Below are 20,745 nucleotides of genomic sequence, written 5' to 3' on the forward strand. Positions count from 1 at the left end.
GAATTCGGAGATCAAAATGAGTTTGAAGAAAAAAATTTCAATGACCGTGAATGGTCGACTCGTCAATGCAGAGATTGAGCCACGCAGACATTTGGTGGATTTCTTACGTGAAGATTTACATTTAAAAGGCCCTCACTTGGGTTGCGAGCAGGGCGCGTGCGGAGCTTGTACCGTCAAGGTAGATGGACAAATCATTCGCGGATGCCTATTTCTGGCAGTACAGGCCGATGGCAGCGTAGTCGAGACCGTGGAAGGTCTAACTAAAAACGGTGTTTTGACTGATCTGCAAGAATCTTTCATGCGCCACAACGCTATGCAGTGTGGCTTCTGCTCCTCTGGCATGTTGTTAGCTGCAGCAGAGTTGATTGAGAAACAACCAAAAGCAACGCGCGAACAAGTGCGCGAATGGATCTCAGGTAATTATTGTCGTTGCACTGGTTACCACTCTATCGTCGATGCAATCGTCGATGTATTGGATGCTCGTGCCAAGGGTCAAAAAATTAAACCTGTCCTTGCTGACGCTTAAGGAAAACGCATTATGAATAAGCCAAGTGATTTAAAAGGAATGGTGCTCGATCCCGTAACAAATGATCAGCGATATATAGGCCATAGCGAACCAAGACATGGGGCTCGTCGTCTGCTTGAAGGTCAGGGCACTTACATTGACGATATTCAATTGCCTCGTATGGCGCATGTGGTGTTCTGGCGTTCCCCGGTAGCACACATGAAAATCGGCAAAATTCATACAGAGCATGCCAGTAAGATGCCTGGTGTTCTTGCAGTTGTAGATGGCGTGCAAATGGCGAAAATTTGCAAGCCTTGGGTAGCCACTTTGGGCCACCTAGCTGGTATGAAGTCTGCCCCTCAACACGCCTTAGCAATTGATCGTGCTTGTTGGCAGGGTGAGCCGGTGGTGGCGGTAGTTGCAGAAACTAGAGCGCAGGCGGAAGATGCTCTGCAGCATATCGATGTTGAGTGGGAAGAGTTGCCGGCGGTCGTTTCCATGGAAACCGCGCTTGATGCAGATACTCCGGTTATTCATCCCGACCTTGGCGACAATTTATGCTTCACCCGTACTTTAGATGTCGGTAATGTGGAAGAAGTATTTGCAACTGCTGACGTGGTAGCAGAAGCTACTTTTGGATTTGGGCGCCATACCGGCGTAACACTTGAGCCGCGCTGTCAGATTGCAGATTACAACCCAGGCGATCGTCGCCTCACTGTGTACCATTCGCAACAAGCGCCACACATGATGCAAGATCTATATTGTCGTCAGTTTGGGCTTTCGGAATCAGATGTGCATGTCATTTGTAAGGATGTGGGCGGATCATTTGGTATTAAGGTGCATGCCTATCCAGATGACTTTGCTACCGTAGGGCTTGCCATGATGCTTGAGCGCCCGGTGAAGTTTGTTGCAGACCGTCTTGAATCATTTACCAGTGATATTCATGCGCGTGAGCATCGTATTAAAGGACGTATAGCTGCCAATAAGGCAGGCGATATATTGGCTTTTGAGATCGATGATCTGACTGCAATTGGCCCATACTCCATGTTCCCTAGAACTAGCGCTATTGAAGGCAATCAAGTCGTGAACTTGGTCGGTGGTCCTTACAAGCATCAAAACTATCGCGCTAAGCTGAATGTCGTTTTTCAGAATAAAACACCCACTTGTCAGTATCGTGGGGTAGGTCATCCGATTGCTTGTGCTGTGACCGAAGGTTTAGTGGATTTGGCTGCGCAAAAATTACAAATGGATCCGCTCGAGTTTCGTAAACGTAACGTCATTCCGGATGATGCTTATCCTTGCTCTGGAATTTCTGGAATTAAGTTGGAAGTTCTCTCACATGAGCAATGTTTGCGAACAATCGAAAAGATGATGGATTATTCTGCATTGCGTAAAGAGCAGGCTGAGTTGCGCAAAAAAGGGATCTATCGCGGCATTGGGTTTGCAACATTAATTGAGCTAACCAATCCAAGCCCTGCTTTCTATGGCGTAGGAGGTGCTCGCATTGCCTCTCAGGATGGCGCTACCGTTCGCATGGATCCTAGTGGTGTGGTTTCAGTCTTGATTGGTGTTGGTGAACAAGGTCAAGGTACTGAAGGTATCTATACCCAGATTGCGGCTGATGCTGTCGGTGTTTCAATCGACCAAGTGCGCGTTATTACTGGTGATACCGATGTGACTCCTTACGGCGGTGGCACGTGGGCTTCACGTGGAGCAGGTGTTGGCGGTGAAGCGGTTCTCTTGGCTTCTCAAGCCCTACAAGAAAATATTATTAAACTGGCGGGCGCCATTTTGAATCGGCCTGTTGCAGAACTCACTGCGCGTCGTGGATACATCTTAGATAAAGCGACTGGTGAGCAATTGTTGCCGTTTGGTGAAGTGGGTAGAGTAGGTTATTTCCGCACTGATACTTTACCGGCAGGATTTTCTGCAGATCTCATGGTGACACGTCACTACACTCAAAAGGAATACCCATTTATCTTTACGAATGGGGTCCAAGCATCTTATGTTGAGGTTGACCCAGACACAGGCTTTGTAAAGTTATTGAAGCATTGGGCGGTAGAGGATTGTGGACGCGTTATCAATCCAATGTTGGTCAATGAACAAGTGCGCGGTGCAATCGTTCAAGGTATTGGCGGCGTTCTGTTTGAAGAGTGCCTCTATGACGAAAGTGGTTTGTTGCGCAATGGCAGCATGGCAGATTACTTAGTGCCGATGGCTAATGAGATGCCGGATATTGAGGTTGCTCACGTTGAGACGCCTACCCAATCTTCCAAATTGGGTGCTAAAGGGGCGGGTGAGGCTGGTACGGCCGGAGCGCCAGGTGCAGTTCAAAACGCTATTAATGATGCCTTGGCGCCATTAAATGCATCCGTCTTTGATCAGCCCATCACCTGCGAAAAGATCCTGCGGGCTCTCAAGAAAATCTAATATTTATAGGTTCTGACTACCCCTGGTGCATCGCCTCCAGGGGTAGTTCAGCACATCCTGTAACATCAAGTTTTGGGGCCATAAAGCAGTCTGCAGCCCTTTTAATTAACTTGATACGGTAAATGATATGTCCACATTAAAAGGTAAAACAGCACTAGTTACTGGTTCCACTAGCGGTATTGGCTTAGGAATGGCTATTGCACTGGCTAAACAAGGCGTCAACATCATGGTCAATGGTTTTGGCGAGAAAGATGAAGCCATTGCTCAAATTAAAGCTTGCGGAGTAGGGGTTGATTACCATGGCGCAGACATGAGCAAGCCCGCTGAGATCGAAGATCTAATTAGGCAAACAGAGAAGCGTTTTGGTTCGCTGGATATCTTAATCAATAATGCTGGCATTCAATACACTGCAAACATTGAAGAATTTCCAACAGATAAGTGGGATGCCATCATCGCCATTAACTTAAGTTCAGCATTTCACACAACACACCATGCCTTGCCTGGTATGAAAAAACGTAACTGGGGCCGCATTATTAATATCGCCTCAGTACATGGCCTAGTAGCTTCTACTCAGAAGGCTGCCTATGTTGCTGCAAAACATGGCATTGTTGGATTAACCAAAGTAACGGCCTTGGAAAATGCTCGCACTGGTATTACTTGTAATGCAATTTGTCCGGGCTGGGTTCTTACTCCATTGGTTCAGAAACAGGTAGATGCTCGTGCAGAACGCGAAGGCATTTCCAATGAGGCCGCTAAGATTGCCTTGGTATCCGAAAAGCAGCCATCTGGAGAGTTTGTGAGCCCAGAGCAATTGGCAGCCTTGGCGGTTTTCCTATGTGGGCCAGATGCCTCTGAAGTGCGTGGAGTAGCTTGGAATATGGATGGTGGTTGGACTGCTCAATAATCCTTAGTAAACACTATTGAAATTAATGCCAGTAAGCTGCTTTACTGGCCTTTTTCTTGGATCAAACAAAAACCGCAGAATAGTCTATAGTTATCCAAAATTTGTCTATATTTGGCGTAATGTAATTAAAAGGAATACAAATGGAACATACCTTACCTCAGTTGCCATATGCACTCGATGCTTTGGCCCCATATATCTCTAAGGAAACTTTGGAGTATCACTATGGCAAACATCACCAGGCTTATGTCACTAATTTAAATAATTTGATTAAAGGGACTGAGTTTGAAAATTCATCTCTTGAAGACATCATTAAGAAATCTACAGCCGGTGTATTTAATAACGCTGCACAGGTCTGGAACCATACCTTTTATTGGTCAAGCATGAAGCCAAATGGTGGTGGAGCACCTAGCGGCCCATTGGCTGATGCTATCAATGCCAAGTGGGGCTCATTTGATAAATTCAAAGAAGAATTTACAAAGTGTGCTGTAGGAACTTTTGGCTCAGGCTGGGCATGGCTGGTTAAAAAAGCAGATGGTAGTCTTGATCTTGCTTCCACTAGTAATGCTGCAACGCCTCTCACCACAGATGCTAAGCCATTAATGACATGTGATGTTTGGGAGCATGCCTACTATATTGATACACGTAATGCACGTCCAAAATATGTAGAAAATTTTTGGAATGTAGTGAATTGGGATTTTGCTAGCCAAAATTTTGCTTAATTTAATTTATCTCATTTAGGAAAATCTAATGACATCAATCTTGACCTCTTTGGGACGCACTATTTTTGCCGGTTTTGTCCTGCTCGCCCTTATTATTTTGGCTTTAGGCGGCAACTTTAGTTCTGCTGAACTTCCGTTTGTCTTCCGCTGGTTGCACGTGATGTGCGGTGTGATGTGGATTGGTTTGCTCTGGTACTTTAACTTTGTGCAGATTCCATCAATGCCAAAGATTCCCGATGAGCAAAAGCCAGCGATTGGCAAAGTCATTGCTCCAGCAGCATTGTTCTGGTTTCGTTACGCGGCTTTGTTTACTGTGCTAACGGGTTTGATTGTGGCCGCTTTAAATGGTTACCTTCATCAAGCCTTCACATTGCAAGCCCCGTTCCGCGCAATCGGTTTAGGTATGTGGATTGCCTTGGTAATGGCTATTAACGTTTGGTTCATTATTTGGCCAAATCAAAAGCGCGCTCTTGGTATCGTTGCTGTTGAAGCTGACGTTAAGGCAAAATCTGCTCGCGTTGCGATGTTGACATCCCGTTTGAATACATTGCTATCCGTACCAATGTTGTTCTTGATGGTTGCTCAATCACACAACACTACATGGTTCGTGATCGTTTCTTAATCACCGCTTGATATGTAAAGAAAAAGGCCCGCAATGCGGGCTTTTTTCTTGCTCCCTTTTTAAGCTCTGCTGATGGGCATGGAGATGCTATACACTTATTCACATTACCTCAGTCTTCTATGCTCAAAAATACTTTCCCCGTTAAAAACTATTTTGCATGTCTCAGTCTATTAGGCGTACTTGTTTGGATGCCTATGCCCGTATATTCGCAGGCCATCATTACTACTCTTGGGTCAGCATTTTCTATGACTAATGGCTCCGATCTTTCTGCATGGAAAATGAATGGAGGTAGGAATGGAAATGCAAGTTGGCAGGTTGATAATAAAGAGATACAAGTAACGCAAGGTCAGGGCCTTTTGGTATCACGTTTAAGCGTTCCTGATTTTCAAATGGCATTTGATTATTGGGTTTCCGACAAAGCGCAAGCGACAGTATTTTTTCGTTGTGCCAACCCAGGTGACATAAATACGGACACAGCTTATGAGGTAGCCTTAGTTAACCAGGCAGGTGGTTCTGGTGCCGGCTCAATTTTGTCGCTCAATAAAGTGAAGCCAACAAAGGTGGCTAATCAATGGAATCACATGCAGATTAGCGCCATTGGAACAGAGCTTTCAATCACTTTGAATGGGGTAACGCATCAAGTGAGCGACACTCGATTCAACGCAGGACCAATTGCAATGAACTATATGGGCGGGGAGTTGCGTTTAAAAAATATTTACCTCACCATCCCTGGCAGATGGTGACGCCTATATTCGGGTTTAATAATTTATTTTTTATTCTTCAATAGATTTTTAACTTCTTGCTTTAAAACATCCTCAGGTACTGCGCCAGCCAAAACATTAAAGGCGCCTGTTTTGTGGTTAACAAGGATGACGCCTGGGGTCCCGCTAATGCCCGCATTCAAGCCATCTTCTAAATCATCACTGACTTGCTTTGCCACTGCCTCTGACCGCAGGCAGATATCAAATTTTTCAACATTCAAACCTTGCTCTTTTGCTAATGCTAGCAAAGGATCTACGCCGTTAGCGCTTGGCATGCCTTGTCCATTAGAGCGGGTAGTTTTAAAGATGCTGTCAGCGTATTTCCAGAAGGCTGCATTGCCACTTTGCTGAGCAGCGCAAACGGTAGCTACAGCTTCTTTTGTAGCCATCGGGTCATGAAACGAGAGTGGAAAATTTCGCCACACTAGATTAACTTGATCAGGCATTGAATCGACTACCTTATTTGGTATCTCTCCGAACTGTTTGCAAAATGGGCACTCAAAGTCTGAATATTCAATGATGGAGATAACTGCATCTGGCTTTCCATATATAAAGTCTTTATTTGCATCAACTGGCCGCGCATTTTTTGCCATTGCTGCTTTTTGAGCCTCTTCTTTTTGTTGTTTGGCTTGGGCGGCATTAATTTGTTTTTGTCTGTAGCGTTCAATGCCTCTATCGATAGCGCGATCCAATGCACCTGATTTTTCAAGGCTTTGAATTATTTGCTCGGTAGTGGGGGTGGGGTTGGATGGCTGGGAATGGGCAGCATTGAGAAATAGGCCTGTCGCGAGTGCGCACGCCAAATGCATTGTGGATTTCAGGGTAATTGAGGGCATAATCATGTGGTTTATTTGAGATATATTGAGTATATATTGCTAATTGAGCATAAGTTCTTCATCAAATTCACAATTTTCCAATTACACTGTTTTTAACTAGAAGTCGTCTATTCATTCGTATCTTTTACTCGGCATCAAGCGGTAATGTAATTCAGGCTATTTAACTTTGTTATGTTTTTAGTATTAAGAAGCTAGAATGGAGCGGGTTAGAGCCCCCTTTTTTTATTTGCACTGAATTTATATAAATGAGTAAGTTGATACCTTTTTTAAAGCCGTCCCACTCCATTGCTATATTGGCTTGCCTGACACTACTTTCGGGTTGTGCTGGCACGGGCGGAAGAAGTACCCAGATGACTCAGATGAGCAGCAATGGAACGAGTCAAAAAATTGCCCCCCCAAAACAAAATATTACTCATGAGTTGGTGAAGCAGGGCCTTGTGTATTTGCGCGAGGGCGATTATGAAAACGCCCAAAAAGTATTTAGTGCGGCTGTAAAGATGAGTCCTAGCAATTCTACAGTCCACCTTTTGAATGGCATTAGCTACCACTTACAGTACTTGAATAATGCGGGTGATAATAAAGAGCTAGCAGAAACTGCCTATGGTCTTGCCGCCTCCTTAGACAGCACAGACACTTTGCCACTAATTCAATTAGGCCGGCTTCATATTGATTCCAGAGAATACTCAAAAGCCAGTAGGGATTTCATTAGCGCTTATGCCATAAGCCCTTCAAGTCAGGATGCGTTGTTTGGTCTCTTGCAATCATCTCTATGGCAAAAGGACTTTAAGACCGCGCTCTGGGCCGGTGATAGTTTGAAAAAGCTCAACACAACGAATGTTGATCAATTGCGATTGATGACTTTAATGTATGCAGCTGTTGGTAAAACCACGGAGTCCAACATCAATTTGGATGCCTACGCAAAAGCAAATTCCGATAACCCAAAGGAGATTGCCCAATTAAAGCAACAAGTTACTTATATAGGTACTCAGTTGAGTAATCTCAAATCCATGGATTTAGATATTGCTCAAAACCCCGCGAATCTTAAGGATCCCGCATCTCAACAGGGCAAGATGATGAAGGTCGCTGGTGGAGTTGTCGTGGCCAAGGGCGCTAAGGGCAATAGCTCTAGTTCAGCGGGCAGAAGCTCCGACTCTAGGAGTGGAGTAGCAGGCGCCTATAGTAACAATCAGAATAGCGACGATTCGAGTGACGATGGGTCTTCGGGTTCTTCGGGTTCATCGGGCTCTTCTAGCGCTCCAGGGATGCCAACTTCTCAGCCTAACGCTTCGGCTGCGCCGGTTAGTAGTGGGGGTGGCGGTGGAACCTATTCTGCGGTTTCAATGTCGAATCAGCAGCAGCGTTGGTTTGATTGTGATACAAAGCCTGGTTTAGGTAAAGCGCCTGGAGGAAGTTACGGTGTTCCAGTAGGCGGGACTTCTGGGGACCAGACGCTCTATTTAGAGCCATTACCTAGCCCTTGTAATGCTAAGAAGCCTCCAAAGATGGCGTCAATTGATGCGGTACTAATTCGAACGGTTGATGCGCAATCCAGTCAGAGTGGGATTAATTTGCTTACCGGCTTAACTATGTTTGCTGGAAGCCAATCCTTTCGTAGTACTGGTTCATCAGGCGGAAGTAGTGTGAGTGGTGTGGTGCAAAATAGTGTCATTGGTATTGGTAACGCAACCAGCGCAACTATTAACAGCGTGAGTGGTCTGGTTAGTTATAGCTTGAATATTGCCAATTCAACCTCAAGTAATTCTCAAGTGATTGCGAGACCTACTTTGACGGCTCTTGACCGTATACCTTCTACCTTCTACTCGGGCGCGGTAATTACAGCCGGCTTAAATGGTGGTGGGGTATCTGGGGCGCAAATTACCAATATTCCAACTGGCGTTAGCTTATCAGTAACCCCTACATTCGTGGACGAAGAATCCATGATGCTAGCTGTTAAAGTATCCCGCTCCTATGTCACCGGTACCAGCTCAAATCTCGGAGGATTTAATGCGAGCGTATCTCAAGAGCAACATGCAGTTACGGCTAATGTAAAAATTAAATATGGGGAAACACTGATTTTAGATGGGCTTTCCTCTCGTCAGGTGGGCAATAATTCCGATGGGGTGCCAGTGCTTCAAGACATTCCAATTATTCAATATTTGTTTAGTCAAAAAAGTCAGCAACTCTATTCGGAGAATGTTTTGGTCATGGTCACTCCAAGAAAAGTACAGTCGGAAGAGGAGATTTCAAAAGCCGCTACCAACACAGGCAAAGATCAACCCCAAACCCCCAAAGAAAAGAGCATTTATAGAGCGTTGCAGCTTTATAAACAAATTTCTTCTGAGTCGGATACGAATCTAGACAGCACTTTACTCGCCCTGGATCGGGACAGTAGTTACTTTAGAACTTTTGCAAGCTCGGCCTTAAATCAAAATCTAGATAGCTGGGTGACTGAGCCAAAAATCAATAAATTCTTTGATGATGCTGCAAATATGATCTACTTCACTAGGTAAATAAGCTGCCATTTAGACTTATTAAATCCTTATTTTTAGACGTGCCACTTAATGTACAAAGGTTAGTAAAAATGTTGAAAAAAATTACACTCTCTATCATTCTGGCTGGTCTAAGTTTGATCGCTGTTGCGCAAAGTGATCCTAATTTGAGGGATAGGGTAGACCAGCGCATGGACATTCGTTCTAATGGAGATATGCGGCAAAGGGTTGATGGCAACCGCAGTATTAGCAGTGATGATGGAAATGCTAGTGGCGATAAAAGAGGTGTCGGTAAAGGAGGAATGGCGGTTTGCGCTGGTGAATTTGCCCTATGCGCTTCTTCCACTTGCAAGCCTACCGGCAGAACAATTACCGTTAAAGAAGATGGCGGAAAAACTACTAAACAGTATCCAGAAGCAATTTGCAAGTGTCCTGTTATTACCTCTCAAATTGCACAACAAAATAACTCACCCTTGGTTGGAGTTGCTGGTCTAAATGAGGGAAACATGGAGGGCTCTTGCCGCTCGCCTGGGACTGGAAAGGTTTGGTCGTACTTCTCTACAACAATTACTACCTATCCTCAGGAGCAGCCTAATGGTGATTTTATGGGGCCCACCGCATCTCAATCACAGAATTGTTCTGCCAAAGGCTCGGCTCAAGGATCTAATTGCTGGAGTTATATTTGCACCGTAGACCCAAAAGAAACAAATGGGATTAAAACAGCTTCTTGCCGCTGCCCTTATGGCGAGGGCTTATTTGGCCAAAAGGCTAAGGGTGATCGAGGTTATATAACTTACGCTGGTAGCACCTGGAGTGATCCCAAGGCAGCATGTAAGATGCTGCCAGTCGGCTTCCCGGATCAACTCCTGCAATAAGTGCACAGCTCATTGTTAGTTAAATAAAAAAGATTTTTTGCTGCACGTTGCCTTACGAATGTATTAATTTAAATTACTCTTAAGAAATGAATTGTTTGGAGAATCCCATGAAAAAAGTTTTATCTGCTGCAGCTATCCTGCTGAGCATTACTTGCACATCATTTTGGGGGTCTGCCAATGCAGCCTCTATCGATCCTAGCGCTAATTCTTTAATGCTTGCTCAAGTCGATACGAGGGATCGTGATGTCCGAGATACAGTCGATAGGGTTGAGAATAAGCCGAATGACGTCGTTCGGGATAATCGTGCTAATGCCAGCCCAGGATATTACGCTTCCCGCACCTCTAAAGGTGTTACTAAAGCAGGATTAACTGAGTGTAGTGGTGATTTTGCTTATTGTGGGGCCTCTATCTGTAAGCCTACGGGTAAGAAAATCAAAGTGAATGAAGATGGCGGAAAAACGACTAAAGAGTATGACGAGGCAATTTGCAAATGTCCAATCATCACCAGAGAAATGGCTGCCCAACAAGGCGTTACTTTGCATGGTGTAGCAGCCGTCAATGAGGGCAATATGAAGGGCTCATGTAAGCCGCCTTCAAAAGGTACGATTTGGTCATATGCCGAGATGAATTTACCCGAATGGCCACAACAAAGCGCTAATTACCAAACTTTAGCTCCGAAAGGCCTGCAATGCCCAGCCGGTAGCCAAACCGTCAATTGTTGGAATTACTTATGCACGATTGACGCAAAGCCTGCTGCGAATGGTGTCAAATTAGCGACTTGTCGTTGTCCAATTAATGAAGGTGTTTTGGGTCATAAGGCTGGTGGCAATGAAATTTATTTCACTGCTGCAGGTGGATATTTTTCTGATCCCTCAAGTGCTTGTTCCATGTACCCCGTTTCAGGAGCGATCCCGCAACCAAGCAACTAGTTTATTTTTGCTGTGACAGTTTGCAAAAAAACCCGCTACTCTATAAAAGTAGCGGGTTTTCTTTTTCTTAACTAAATGAATTTATCCTAATATCGACGGCAGCTCTTTAGTCAAGGAGCCACGTTGTGCCGTGGCTGCACCCATGAGTGCAAAGCCCAATAACTTTCCATCGTTAGACTCAAAGCGTGCTTCTAGACCGCCTTCAACTGGTGTTGTAGTCCATTTGCCTTGCGCACCCTTAGCAGGGGGCGAAACAATCGTGGCCAATGCGGGTGTTTTAACCATCACAGGCATTGCAGGATAGGTCAAAGCAGTGGTTTGTCCAATTAAGGTGGGCGCCAATGCTCTCGCTGCTTGCATGATGGGCATCACGTAAGGCAGGACTAAGCCGTCCACCTCTGCGCAATCTCCAATTGCGAATATGTTTTTAATGTTGGTTTCGAGTTCGCGGTTTACCTGAATGCCAGCTCCTGTATTCATGCCACTTTCTTTAGCTAATTCAATTCTGGGCTTTAGACCAACGGCCGATAAAAATACGTCGCAAGAGATTGTGTTGCCATTGGCTAGTGTGACCTGCAAAGCGTCCCCATGACGATCAATTGCTTGCACGGTTGTAGATAGGTGCCAATGCACGCCAGCCGCACTGAGTTTCTCCTGCAGCTCTAGGGCTGCAGCTTCAGGCAAAAGGCGACCCAGAGCTTGTGGAGATAAGTCAATCACATCTACCTCATAACCTCCCAGCACAAGATCATTGGCGAATTCACAGCCAATCAGGCCCGCACCCAGAATGGCAATCTTCTTTTTTCCGGTGATTGCATTACGAAAGCGTGCGTAGTCTTCCAAATCATTTACTGTGATGACTTCGTTCGCAGCGCTCCCTTGAAGTGGGAGACGAATTTGATCGGCACCCAAAGCCATTACCAGTTTTCCATAAGGTACTTCACCTTTACTAGTTTGAATGGTTTGCGCACTAGGATTAATTGAGATGACATCACACTCACCCAAGACAGTCATTTCTAGTTGCGTTGCCATGCCATCAGCTGGCGTAGAGATTAATTGCGCCGCTTCTTTCTTGCTTGCCAGAGCGGTAGAAAGCATAGGTTTGGAATAAAAATATCCAGGCTCACGCGTTACCAGCGTAATTGGAACTGCTTTATCCAATTTTCGGATTTCACGAATGACGGTGTAGCCAGCCAATCCACTGCCAATAATGACAATTGTGGATTGGAATTGAGGGGTGGTTTGATCCAAAGCTGGGCTCTCCAAATAACGAATAGGTAAACAGGGTGAAGGGGTGCTGAAGTGGCCTTAGCTTACCTGAACCATTTCAAAATCTGCTTTTGCTACACCGCAATCAGGGCATTCCCAGTCTTCTGGTACATCAGCCCAGAGTGTGCCAGCTGGAATGCCATCTTCTGGAATTCCTTTTGCTTCGTCATAAATATAGCCGCACACGATACATTGGTAAGTTTTCATTTTGATTCCTTAAATAGTCTGTTGATTTTAAATTTAATTTCTAATTATTTCTGGGCCCGTCTTATTGGGCCGCAAAACCCTTTGCTTTTTCCAAAGCCTGCTTGTAATGGTTTGCATGACGCTCTTCAACGTTTGCCAACGCAGCGAAGCGTTTTGCTGCTTTTGCCAATAACGCCTGAAATTGCTCAGCATGCTCTTTAGATTCCGCAATTTGCTCATCGATTTCTTGTATGGCTGCAGCATTGCCTTCTTGAACTGCTGTTTCCCGAAAGGATGGATACATTTCGGTGTATTCATAGGTTTCGCCTTCAATAGCAATCTCCAAGGCACGTGCAGGAGTAATGGTGCCAGCGGGGTAGAGTAAATCTAAGTGGCCAAAGGCATGCATCACTTCTTGGTCAGCGGTAGCTTCAAAGATCTTTGCGGTTTCTTCGTCACCAGCAGCGCGAGCTAATTTTGCAAAATAACGATACTTGATATGAGCCATAGATTCGCCGGCGAAGGCGGACTCTAAGTTTTGGATAGTTTTGATTTCTGGACGTGTCATTTTGATTCCTTTATTAAGACATACGGTTTGTTGAGTATTCCTTGCTGCTTTCTCAACTATGGATGCAGTGTGCACCTTATTTATTGATCAGTCTAATGAATCATTATGATAGTATTTATCTAATTATTCGATAAAGGAGGGAAAATGGCCTATTTACCGTCTTTAAGGCAGCTGGGGTATTTCGTTGCATTGGCAAAAGAACTCAATTTCACGCGCGCAGCACAGGCTTGTTTTGTTGGCCAGTCCACTTTAAGTGCCGGCCTGAAGGAGTTGGAGGATGCGCTGGGAATCCATTTGGTGGAGCGTGATCGACAGAATGTATCCATCACTCCAATAGGTTTGGAGGTTCTTGAGCGTGCCAAGCTCATCTTGGCGGCATCTGAGGATTTGGTGGAGTATGCAGGCGCAACCGGCAAGCCCATGACTGCCACAATTCGTTTGGGCGTCATACCCACTATTGCACCATTTCTATTGCCAACAGTGCTTCCGGAAATTCGTAGCCGTTTTCCAGAACTTAAAATCACACTCAGAGAAGATCTCACTGCCAATCTCCTTTCCAGATTAGCTGAGCATAAATTGGATTTTGCTCTGATAGCACTTCCATATGATGTTGAGGGTCTTCTCGTTCAGGAATTATTTGACGACCATTTTTGGTTGGTTGCGAAAGAAGGTGATCCCGCCTTGAAGGGAAAAGAAGTGACCTTACCTGCCAAGATGGCCGAACGCCTCTTGCTACTTGAAGAAGGGCATTGTCTACGAGAGCATAGTTTGCAAGCGTGCAAGCGCACTGACATTCGTAAGGCTGAGGGGATGGAAGCCACTAGCTTGTTGACCTTGTTGCAAATGGTGGAGTCTGGACTTGGCATTGCTTTACTTCCCGGAATGGCGGTTAAAAGTAGTCTATTAAATAACTCTGAGTTAGTGGCAAAAGAGTTGGCCTCACCAGCGCCCAAGAGAGTGATTGCCTTAGTTGCAAGACCTTCTACCGCGCACACTCAAGAATTTAATGCGCTGGCAGATTGCATACGCGAACAATTTGGAACCGCATAATCACATGCTCAGCAAAATTTGTTAATCCTTGTTACAGTCAATCCTCTTTTTACTCATTTAAAAGGCAGCAAATGTCAGGCAAAGAAATTATGTTCACCCCGGTAAATCTGGGAGCACTTCATTTAAAAAATCGTTTAGTGATGGCACCGCTCACGCGGATGCGTGCTGTTGGTGGTGATGTTCCTAACCCGTTAGCGAAAACCTATTACGCACAACGTGCGAGTGCCGGACTCATTATTACTGAGGCAACACAGATTTCTCCATTGGGTAAAGGTTACCCAGCGACGCCTGGAATTTATTCGCCCGAGCAAACCGCTGCATGGAAAGAGATTGTTGAGGCAGTTCACGCCAAGGGTGGTGCGATTGTTGCGCAGCTATGGCACGTAGGCCGCATCTCCCATTCTTCCTTGCATCCAGAGCAGGGTGCACCTGAGGCGCCTTCCGCAATTGCTGCGGCTGGTCAAACCTATGGCGCAGACTGGAAGTTGCATGATTATGAGATGCCAACCGCGATGAGTTTGGAAGATATCGCTCGCTTGCTCAAAGAGTTTGAGTTAGCGGCACAAAATGCAAAATCTGCAGGCTTTGATGGTATTGAAATTCACTCGGCTAATGGCTACTTGTTAGATCAGTACTTGCAAGACAAAACCAATCAACGTACGGATGAATATGGCGGTTCGATCGACAATCGTCTGCGCCTATTGGGTCAAGTCATTGAAGTTGTAAGTAAAGTATTCCCGAGCGATAAGGTAGGAGTTCGCCTTTCACCATACGGCACTTTTAACGATATGGGTGATAGCGATCCAGTAGCGTTATTCACTGCTGCAATTAAGAAGCTCAATGGCTATAACTTAGCTTACGTGCACATGATTGAGCCACGTTCAACTAGCGCTGGTGGTGGCGATCAGGTCTTGGAAGATGCCCCGATTACTTCAGAGATGTTCCGTGCCGCTTATCAAGGACAATTTATTACTGCTGGTGGCTATGACCAGGCAATGGGTGAAAAGGTGCTAGAAGATAGCTTGGCTGATGCGGTAGCTTATGGCCGTCTCTATATTTCTAATCCAGATCTAGCAGAGAGATTTCAGCAGGGTGCCGCACTAAATCCATATAACCGCGCTACTTTTTATGGTGGCGAGAAAGTGGGCTACACAGATTACCCAACTCTGTAATAGAAGTCCCAGATTCTGGGATGGTTGCTAATAAATCCCGCTCTTAATAAAGCGGGATTATTTTTTGTCTTCAGGGTCTTTAAGAAGACCGTATTGGTTTGCTGCGAGTAAAAAGGCAATAGATGCGCAACCCATAGCAAAAAATTGCCATTGATGCAGCATTGCGGTGCCCACCACCGTCATTAGGACTGTCCAGCCTATTGCCATCTTGGCTTTTTTAGAGAGAGGTTTCATTTTAAGCATCAACTTTATTCAACATACGACGAAGTGTATCGTCCTTTACGACGTAATGTTGCCACAAGCCTGCTAAAGCATGAATGCCAATCAAAAAGTAGAGCGAGTTTCCTAGGAATTCATGGATGCCTTCAACTACTTTTTTCATCTCTGGATTAGGGGTGACTAGTTGAGGCCACACCAGGCCAAAAAAGTAGATTTCTTTGCCGCCATACTGAAAATACAGGATGCCAAAAATAGGCGATATCAAGAGCAGGGCATACAGCAGCCAATGCATGACCTTGGCTAATGAGATGAACAAAGTCTTTGGGTTTGTGGGCTCGGGAACACCATAAGTCAAACGGATGATGAGGCGAAGAGCCATAGCTATAAAAATGAGCTGTCCAATAACGCCATGAATTGATTTGCACAGCTCACGAGGCTCGCTGCCTTTGGGAAATTGTCCTTTGAGCTCAATCACTGCAAAAGCAGCGACAACTAGGAAGAAGACAAGCCAATGGAAGAATATGGAGGCTGGGTGGTATTTGGTTTTAGGCATTACATGAGAATGTTAAGTGGACTCATCACAAATGATAATGAATCTCATTAACAGCATTAATGCCAGGGGCTTTACCCCTTAAAAAGGCAATTCAAGCTCAGTTATTAAGTCTGACTTTAGCGCTAAGCTCATTTACTAAGCCGCGTTTATCTATTTGTGAGAGTCTAAGAGCTTCAACTTCGAAATCTAATTGCCCGGGATGGAATTCCTCGTCATTCTGAAGGTGGATGACATAAGTCCACACCAGTTCACGCCCCCGGTTTTTAAAAACATCGACTACTCGTTTCATTTAGACCGCCTTTGCGCTGAAGCTTATTGATTGCCGATAGATGGACTGGTAATCTTCATCTGCTGGCTTAAGTTAATTTTTAGTGCCACTAAGTTCCTCGCTTCAATGCGAATGACGCCGCCTCGTGGGCTATCAATATCAGCAATCAAAAAGAAAGATACTGAGATAACAAAAGGAAAGATCATAAATAGAGCGATGTTCTTCTCAAAATTCCGAGCGCCAAATCCGACTAAGAGATTGGCGCAAATAGCGATTGCTGCCATCAATGCCCAGGCCGTAAGGGGGATACGATTCCACCAAGCTGCTTGTACATAGCCTTGAGAATTCAAAACATCATTCATACCCGCGGCAACTAGTGCAATAGAGGCAGTGTGTTGCGTGCGAACAGTTGGAAGAATCTCATTCCAGAGGGCAGTTTGCAATTGATCTGTTTTACTGCGAATCTCTTCAATCTTTTCTGGGGTCTGCTTGGAGTAAAACAAAATACGTTGATCTACATATTGAAGCAAGAGACCCTTTGTTGCGTCAGCCGCCTTTGGTGGCAGTAGATCAGCCCTTAAGAATTCGGTGCCAATGGCATTTGCCTCGCCTTCCTCAAAGATCTCTCGCTGATCATGGCGATTGATAGCCATTGAGAAGGTAAAGCCAATAATTAAGGCTAGCAAGGTTAAGGTAGCCGTCTGAATAATGCCAAGATCTGCGGATGTCTCAGTATCTTTTGTGCGATAGCGACTCAGTGCGGCATATCCAAACCAAACAGAAAAGGCAAACACTATAAGTGAGATGCCAAAGACAGCAAGAGGGTGGTTGAGGATGGGGAAAATTTAAAAGGTTCCTGGATACAAAATATCTTTAGTCACATTCTGAATATCGCGATGGCCTGTGAATGCCATGGTGATATCCAACTCATTGTGAATTAACTCTAAACACTTAGTGACACCAGCTTCACCCATGGCGCCTAAGCCATATAGGAATGGGCGGCCAATCATCGTGCCGCGCGCACCCAAGGCCCATGCTTTTAAAACATCTTGACCCGAGCGAATGCCGCCGTCCATCCACACTTCAATATCTTTGCCAACGGCATTCACAATTCCAGGTAAAGCCTGAATACTAGAAATCGCACCATCTAATTGACGGCCACCATGGTTAGAAACAATTAAAGCATCGGCGCCAGAGTTTGCCGCTAAGCGCGCATCACCTTCATCTAGGATGCCTTTGATAATTAATTTTCCGCCCCAGAGTTTTTTAATCCATTCCACATCACCCCAATTGAGGCCCGGGTCAAATTGTTCTGCAGTCCAAGAGGACAGTGAAGACATATTACCGACACCAGTAGCGTGACCAACAATATTGCGGAAGGTTCTACGTGGTGTCATAGCCATACCCAAGCACCAGCGGGGCTTAGTCGCCATATTGATCATATTGGCAATTGTCAGCTTAGGAGGTGCGGACAGACCATTCTTTAGGTCCTTATGACGTTGACCTAAGATTTGCAAATCCAAAGTTAAAACCAGTGCTGAACATTTGGCTGCTTTAGCGCGCTCAATCAAACGCTCAATAAAGCCGCGATCTTTCATGACATAAAGTTGGAACCAAAAGGGTTTTGTAGTGTGCTCCGCTACATCTTCAATTGAGCAAATACTCATAGTAGATAAGCAAAATGGCACACCAAACTTTTCAGCAGCCTTGGCTGCCAAAATTTCACCATCGGCATGTTGCATGCCAGTAAGGCCTGTAGGTGCCAGTGCCACCGGCATGGCAACTTCTTGACCAACCATGGTTGTCTTAGTAGTGCGGTTAGTCATATTGACCGCTACACGCTGACGCAATTTAATCTTTTGAAAATCGGATTCATTGGCGCGGTATGTTGACTCAGTCCACGATCCTGAGTCTGCATAATCGTAGAACATCTTGGGGGTGCGCTTTTGATGGAGGACCCGCAAGTCTTCTATATTGGTAATGATTGCCACAATGTATCCTTCTTTTTGATGCTATTTTGTAGAAGCAAAAGCTTAATTTAAGCTCTATCTTAGCAATACCGGGGATTTGTTTCTACAATGCTAGGTTATCCCTTGCTTGGGGACCTCAAATAACTACTTCCCCATTAAGCCCCTCTGTATGTACCAACTGAATTTCGCCACAATTGCCTACTTGCTCATAGCCACCGCTTTATGGGCGGGTAATGCAATCGCCGGGCGAGTATTGGTTGGAAGTATCTCCCCTATTACCTTAAGTGCGGTCCGCTGGGGATTAGCCGCCTTACTTTTGCTTCCTTTGGGTTGGCGTGTGCTGATGCCGGGAAGTGCCTTATGGCAAAACAAGAAACGTTTCCTTCTCTTGGGTTTATTCGGGGTAGGTAGTTACAACGTACTGTTATATCTCGCTCTTCAAACATCTACCGCTATTAACGTCACCTTGATCGGCGCTAGCATGCCAATCTGGATGCTATTCATTGGTGCAGTGTTTTATCAAGTAAAGCCTAGCATCTTGCAGATGATTGGCGCAGTGGTGAGCTTATTAGGTGTGGGTATTGTGCTTACCCGTGGAGATCTAGCGGCCTTACTGTCTATGCAATTAGTAGTGGGCGATCTTTTAATTATGTTGGCCACAATCTTGTGGGCTTTTTATAGCTGGATGTTGAGTCGTCCGGGTTCTAGTTCAGAGCGTCAATGGCCATGGGCTGAATTTTTAATGGCGCAAGTAACTGTGGGTCTGTTGTGGACGGGATTTTTTGATGGTTTTGAAATTGCAGCTGGGCATGCTTTTCTGGATCTCAATTGGTGGACCGCCTCTTTAATTGTCTTCGTGGCAATTGGCCCGTCCTTAATTGCTTATCGTTGCTGGGGCCTAGGTGTGAATGGGGCGGGGCCTACGGTTGCCGCCTTTTTTGCTAATTTCATACCCTTATTTACTGCGCTGTTATCGGCCGCCATTCTGGGTGAACCCCCCCAACTATTTCATGGGCTCGCCTTTGGTCTGATTGTGGCGGGTATTGTTATTTCCTCGAAAAAGGAAAAGTAAAACTGCCAAAACTGGCAAAAACGCCCTTTTAAGCAGGGTTTTGGACCACAGTCCCCAAGAAAGCCTTAAATCAGTATCATTTAGGGCTAATCACAGAAATCCCTAGGAAATTACTATGCCAGGCTTACTCCCCAATGTTGATCCAGATGGTTTATTAGAGTTCTCGGTTGTTTACACCGACCGCTCCTTAAATCACATGTCTGAAGAGTTCAAGCGCGTGATGGTCGACATTTCGAGTGTCCTTAAGGATGCTTATAACGCTAGCTCTGCAGTCATCGTGCCTGGTAGCGGAACTTTTGGTATGGAGGCGGTAGCTCGCCAATTCGCTAACAATGAAAAATGCTTAGTCTTACGTAATGGCTGGTTTAGCTATCGCTGGACGCAAATCTTTGATTTGGCCAACATTACTAAAGACGTGACGGTTATCAAAGGGCATCAATTAGAAGATTCAACGCAGGGTGTATTTGCACCAGCTCCAATAGAAGAAGTAGTTGCCTTCATCAAGAAAGAAAAACCAGCGGTAGTATTTGCGCCGCACGTAGAAACTTCTGCTGGCATTATTCTTCCGGATGATTACCTCAAAGCAGTCGGTGAAGCAGTGCGTTCTGTAAATGGTTTGTTTGTATTGGATTGCATTGCTTCTGGTGCAATGTGGGTTGATATGAAAGCTTGTAATGTCGATGTATTAATTACTGCACCTCAAAAAGGTTGGAGTAGTTCCCCATGCTGCGCATTGATCGCTCTAGGTGATCGTGCACGTGAGCGCATTGATGCAACCCAAAGCAGCAGTTTTTCTATGGATCTCAAAAAGTGGCTGCAGATCATGGAAGCATATGAAAAGGGTGGTCATGTGTATCACACCACCATGCCGACTGATGCCTTAAAGATTCTGCGTAATGTGATGAAAGAGACTCAGTCACTTGGCTTCGCAGCATTGAAGGATAAGCAAGTAGAGTTGGGCACAAAAGTGCGCAACCTATTAGTTTCTCAAGGCTATAGTTCTGTTGCCGCCAAGGGCTTTCAAGCTCCTGGGGTAGTTGTTAGCTACACCAAGGACCCTGATATTCAATCTGGTAAGAAGTTTATTGCTCTGGGTATGCAAACTGCTGCAGGCGTTCCCTTGCAGTGTGACGAGCGTGCAGATTTCCGCACCTTCCGCCTTGGATTGTTTGGTTTAGAGAAGTTGGCGAATGTTGATCGTACAGTTGGACATCTCGCTACCGCATTAGAAAAAATTACCGAGACTGAAGCGCAGCCTGCGTAATCAACTCAAGTAGTTCAGCATTAATTAATAAAGGCCATCAGATGATGGCCTTTATTACATCGGACAAATTAAATTGATCAGTAG

At 45.2% G+C, this 20,745-nt stretch carries 22 protein-coding genes; 13 read left to right on the top strand and 9 right to left on the bottom strand.

Going from position 1 to position 20,745, the window contains the following annotated elements; all coding sequences use genetic code 11:
* Window positions 1-16 precede the first annotated feature (16 nt).
* The 6 genes from C2755_RS03265 to C2755_RS03290 all read left to right on the top strand — a co-directional run bounded on the left by C2755_RS03265 (window position 17) and on the right by C2755_RS03290 (window position 5,923).
* Window positions 17-526, top strand: a complete 510-nt coding sequence (locus C2755_RS03265; RefSeq protein WP_215321752.1) for a (2Fe-2S)-binding protein — start codon at window positions 17-19, stop codon at window positions 524-526.
* A gap of 12 nt (window positions 527-538) precedes the next feature.
* Window positions 539-2,935: a xanthine dehydrogenase family protein molybdopterin-binding subunit gene (locus tag C2755_RS03270; RefSeq protein ID WP_215321753.1), complete on the top strand. Its 2,397-nt coding sequence runs from the start codon at window positions 539-541 to the stop codon at window positions 2,933-2,935.
* 127 nt (window positions 2,936-3,062) lie between these two features.
* A complete protein-coding gene (locus C2755_RS03275; protein WP_215321754.1) occupies window positions 3,063-3,839 on the top strand; it encodes a 3-hydroxybutyrate dehydrogenase in 777 nt (258 codons plus the stop codon).
* A 140-nt stretch (window positions 3,840-3,979) separates the two neighbouring features.
* The gene (locus C2755_RS03280; protein WP_215321755.1) at window positions 3,980-4,558 is read left to right on the top strand and encodes a superoxide dismutase; all 579 of its coding nucleotides are present in this window, start codon (window positions 3,980-3,982) and stop codon (window positions 4,556-4,558) included.
* 28 nt (window positions 4,559-4,586) lie between these two features.
* Window positions 4,587-5,180 carry a urate hydroxylase PuuD gene (locus C2755_RS03285; protein ID WP_215321756.1) on the top strand — a complete coding sequence of 198 codons (594 nt, stop codon included), beginning with the start codon at window positions 4,587-4,589 and terminating at the stop codon, window positions 5,178-5,180.
* 188 nt (window positions 5,181-5,368) lie between these two features.
* Window positions 5,369-5,923 carry a DUF1080 domain-containing protein gene (locus tag C2755_RS03290; RefSeq protein ID WP_215321757.1) on the top strand — a complete coding sequence of 185 codons (555 nt, stop codon included), beginning with the start codon at window positions 5,369-5,371 and terminating at the stop codon, window positions 5,921-5,923.
* Between the two features lie 23 nt (window positions 5,924-5,946).
* On the opposite strand, the gene C2755_RS03295 is transcribed toward C2755_RS03290, so the two are convergent.
* Window positions 5,947-6,783, bottom strand: a complete 837-nt coding sequence (locus C2755_RS03295) for a DsbA family protein (RefSeq protein ID WP_215321758.1) — start codon at window positions 6,781-6,783, stop codon at window positions 5,947-5,949.
* 239 nt (window positions 6,784-7,022) lie between these two features.
* On the opposite strand from C2755_RS03295, the gene C2755_RS03300 reads away from it, so the two are divergent.
* The 3 genes from C2755_RS03300 (at window position 7,023) to C2755_RS03310 (ending at window position 11,070) form a co-directional block, all read left to right on the top strand.
* Window positions 7,023-9,287: a type II and III secretion system protein gene (locus tag C2755_RS03300; protein WP_215321759.1), complete on the top strand. Its 2,265-nt coding sequence runs from the start codon at window positions 7,023-7,025 to the stop codon at window positions 9,285-9,287.
* Between the two features lie 71 nt (window positions 9,288-9,358).
* Entirely contained in the window at window positions 9,359-10,141 is a 783-nt protein-coding gene (locus tag C2755_RS03305; protein ID WP_215321760.1) for a hypothetical protein, read from the top strand.
* A 107-nt stretch (window positions 10,142-10,248) separates the two neighbouring features.
* Window positions 10,249-11,070, top strand: coding sequence for a hypothetical protein (locus C2755_RS03310; RefSeq protein WP_215321761.1), 822 nt, complete (start codon window positions 10,249-10,251; stop codon window positions 11,068-11,070).
* Between the two features lie 81 nt (window positions 11,071-11,151).
* Here C2755_RS03310 and C2755_RS03315 read toward each other — a convergent pair whose 3' ends face one another.
* The 3 genes from C2755_RS03315 to C2755_RS03325 form a co-directional block, all read right to left on the bottom strand.
* Window positions 11,152-12,321 carry an NAD(P)/FAD-dependent oxidoreductase gene (locus tag C2755_RS03315; protein WP_215321762.1) on the bottom strand — a complete coding sequence of 390 codons (1,170 nt, stop codon included), beginning with the start codon at window positions 12,319-12,321 and terminating at the stop codon, window positions 11,152-11,154.
* A 57-nt stretch (window positions 12,322-12,378) separates the two neighbouring features.
* Window positions 12,379-12,546 carry a rubredoxin gene (locus tag C2755_RS03320; protein WP_068321654.1) on the bottom strand — a complete coding sequence of 56 codons (168 nt, stop codon included), beginning with the start codon at window positions 12,544-12,546 and terminating at the stop codon, window positions 12,379-12,381.
* 61 nt (window positions 12,547-12,607) lie between these two features.
* Complete coding sequence (locus C2755_RS03325) at window positions 12,608-13,093, bottom strand: rubrerythrin family protein (RefSeq protein WP_215321763.1); 486 nt, start codon at window positions 13,091-13,093, stop codon at window positions 12,608-12,610.
* Between the two features lie 144 nt (window positions 13,094-13,237).
* Between C2755_RS03325 and C2755_RS03330 the strand changes: the two genes are divergently transcribed.
* Together C2755_RS03330 and C2755_RS03335 are read left to right on the top strand one after the other, a co-directional pair.
* Window positions 13,238-14,143, top strand: a complete 906-nt coding sequence (locus C2755_RS03330; protein ID WP_215321764.1) for a hydrogen peroxide-inducible genes activator — start codon at window positions 13,238-13,240, stop codon at window positions 14,141-14,143.
* A 71-nt stretch (window positions 14,144-14,214) separates the two neighbouring features.
* Window positions 14,215-15,315: an alkene reductase gene (locus C2755_RS03335; RefSeq protein ID WP_215321765.1), complete on the top strand. Its 1,101-nt coding sequence runs from the start codon at window positions 14,215-14,217 to the stop codon at window positions 15,313-15,315.
* Between the two features lie 57 nt (window positions 15,316-15,372).
* Here C2755_RS03335 and C2755_RS03340 read toward each other — a convergent pair whose 3' ends face one another.
* The 5 genes from C2755_RS03340 to C2755_RS03360 all read right to left on the bottom strand — a co-directional run bounded on the left by C2755_RS03340 (window position 15,373) and on the right by C2755_RS03360 (window position 18,346).
* Window positions 15,373-15,558 carry a hypothetical protein gene (locus C2755_RS03340; RefSeq protein ID WP_215322382.1) on the bottom strand — a complete coding sequence of 62 codons (186 nt, stop codon included), beginning with the start codon at window positions 15,556-15,558 and terminating at the stop codon, window positions 15,373-15,375.
* A complete protein-coding gene (locus C2755_RS03345; RefSeq protein ID WP_215321766.1) occupies window positions 15,551-16,087 on the bottom strand; it encodes a cytochrome b in 537 nt (178 codons plus the stop codon). Before C2755_RS03345 ends, C2755_RS03340 begins: the two co-directional genes overlap by 8 nt.
* A gap of 97 nt (window positions 16,088-16,184) precedes the next feature.
* On the bottom strand, window positions 16,185-16,376 hold the full coding sequence (locus tag C2755_RS03350; protein WP_072582957.1) for a hypothetical protein: 192 nt from the start codon (window positions 16,374-16,376) through the stop codon (window positions 16,185-16,187).
* 23 nt (window positions 16,377-16,399) lie between these two features.
* Complete coding sequence (locus tag C2755_RS03355; protein WP_251368528.1) at window positions 16,400-17,149, bottom strand: hypothetical protein; 750 nt, start codon at window positions 17,147-17,149, stop codon at window positions 16,400-16,402.
* A gap of 51 nt (window positions 17,150-17,200) precedes the next feature.
* Window positions 17,201-18,346 carry an alpha-hydroxy acid oxidase gene (locus C2755_RS03360; RefSeq protein WP_215321767.1) on the bottom strand — a complete coding sequence of 382 codons (1,146 nt, stop codon included), beginning with the start codon at window positions 18,344-18,346 and terminating at the stop codon, window positions 17,201-17,203.
* Between the two features lie 148 nt (window positions 18,347-18,494).
* Here C2755_RS03360 and C2755_RS03365 point away from each other — a divergent pair, with 148 nt between their 5' ends.
* The gene (locus tag C2755_RS03365) at window positions 18,495-19,397 is read left to right on the top strand and encodes a DMT family transporter (protein ID WP_215321768.1); all 903 of its coding nucleotides are present in this window, start codon (window positions 18,495-18,497) and stop codon (window positions 19,395-19,397) included.
* Window positions 19,398-19,512: 115 nt separating this feature from the next.
* Window positions 19,513-20,661 (top strand): aminotransferase class V-fold PLP-dependent enzyme, encoded by a 1,149-nt coding sequence (locus C2755_RS03370; RefSeq protein WP_215321769.1) that lies wholly within the window; start codon window positions 19,513-19,515, stop codon window positions 20,659-20,661.
* Window positions 20,662-20,745 lie beyond the last annotated feature (84 nt).

Source organism: Polynucleobacter sp. MWH-S4W17 (assembly GCF_018687535.1).
In the GTDB taxonomy this organism is placed as follows: domain Bacteria; phylum Pseudomonadota; class Gammaproteobacteria; order Burkholderiales; family Burkholderiaceae; genus Polynucleobacter.

Excerpts from the sequence above, each read along its gene's own strand:
- C2755_RS03265 (WP_215321752.1), top strand. The coding sequence starts at position 17 with ATGAGTTTGAAGAAAAAAATTTCAATGACCGTGAATGGTCGACTCGTC.
- C2755_RS03270 (WP_215321753.1), top strand. The coding sequence starts at position 539 with ATGAATAAGCCAAGTGATTTAAAAGGAATGGTGCTCGATCCCGTAACA.
- C2755_RS03275 (WP_215321754.1), top strand. The coding sequence starts at position 3,063 with ATGTCCACATTAAAAGGTAAAACAGCACTAGTTACTGGTTCCACTAGC.
- C2755_RS03280 (WP_215321755.1), top strand. The coding sequence starts at position 3,980 with ATGGAACATACCTTACCTCAGTTGCCATATGCACTCGATGCTTTGGCC.
- C2755_RS03285 (WP_215321756.1), top strand. The coding sequence starts at position 4,587 with ATGACATCAATCTTGACCTCTTTGGGACGCACTATTTTTGCCGGTTTT.
- C2755_RS03290 (WP_215321757.1), top strand. The coding sequence starts at position 5,369 with ATGCCTATGCCCGTATATTCGCAGGCCATCATTACTACTCTTGGGTCA.
- C2755_RS03295 (WP_215321758.1), bottom strand. The coding sequence starts at position 6,783 with ATGATTATGCCCTCAATTACCCTGAAATCCACAATGCATTTGGCGTGC.
- C2755_RS03300 (WP_215321759.1), top strand. The coding sequence starts at position 7,023 with ATGAGTAAGTTGATACCTTTTTTAAAGCCGTCCCACTCCATTGCTATA.
- C2755_RS03305 (WP_215321760.1), top strand. The coding sequence starts at position 9,359 with ATGTTGAAAAAAATTACACTCTCTATCATTCTGGCTGGTCTAAGTTTG.
- C2755_RS03310 (WP_215321761.1), top strand. The coding sequence starts at position 10,249 with ATGAAAAAAGTTTTATCTGCTGCAGCTATCCTGCTGAGCATTACTTGC.
- C2755_RS03320 (WP_068321654.1), bottom strand. The coding sequence starts at position 12,546 with ATGAAAACTTACCAATGTATCGTGTGCGGCTATATTTATGACGAAGCA.
- C2755_RS03325 (WP_215321763.1), bottom strand. The coding sequence starts at position 13,093 with ATGACACGTCCAGAAATCAAAACTATCCAAAACTTAGAGTCCGCCTTC.
- C2755_RS03330 (WP_215321764.1), top strand. The coding sequence starts at position 13,238 with ATGGCCTATTTACCGTCTTTAAGGCAGCTGGGGTATTTCGTTGCATTG.
- C2755_RS03335 (WP_215321765.1), top strand. The coding sequence starts at position 14,215 with ATGTCAGGCAAAGAAATTATGTTCACCCCGGTAAATCTGGGAGCACTT.
- C2755_RS03340 (WP_215322382.1), bottom strand. The coding sequence starts at position 15,558 with ATGCTTAAAATGAAACCTCTCTCTAAAAAAGCCAAGATGGCAATAGGC.
- C2755_RS03345 (WP_215321766.1), bottom strand. The coding sequence starts at position 16,087 with ATGCCTAAAACCAAATACCACCCAGCCTCCATATTCTTCCATTGGCTT.
- C2755_RS03350 (WP_072582957.1), bottom strand. The coding sequence starts at position 16,376 with ATGAAACGAGTAGTCGATGTTTTTAAAAACCGGGGGCGTGAACTGGTG.
- C2755_RS03365 (WP_215321768.1), top strand. The coding sequence starts at position 18,495 with ATGTACCAACTGAATTTCGCCACAATTGCCTACTTGCTCATAGCCACC.
- C2755_RS03370 (WP_215321769.1), top strand. The coding sequence starts at position 19,513 with ATGCCAGGCTTACTCCCCAATGTTGATCCAGATGGTTTATTAGAGTTC.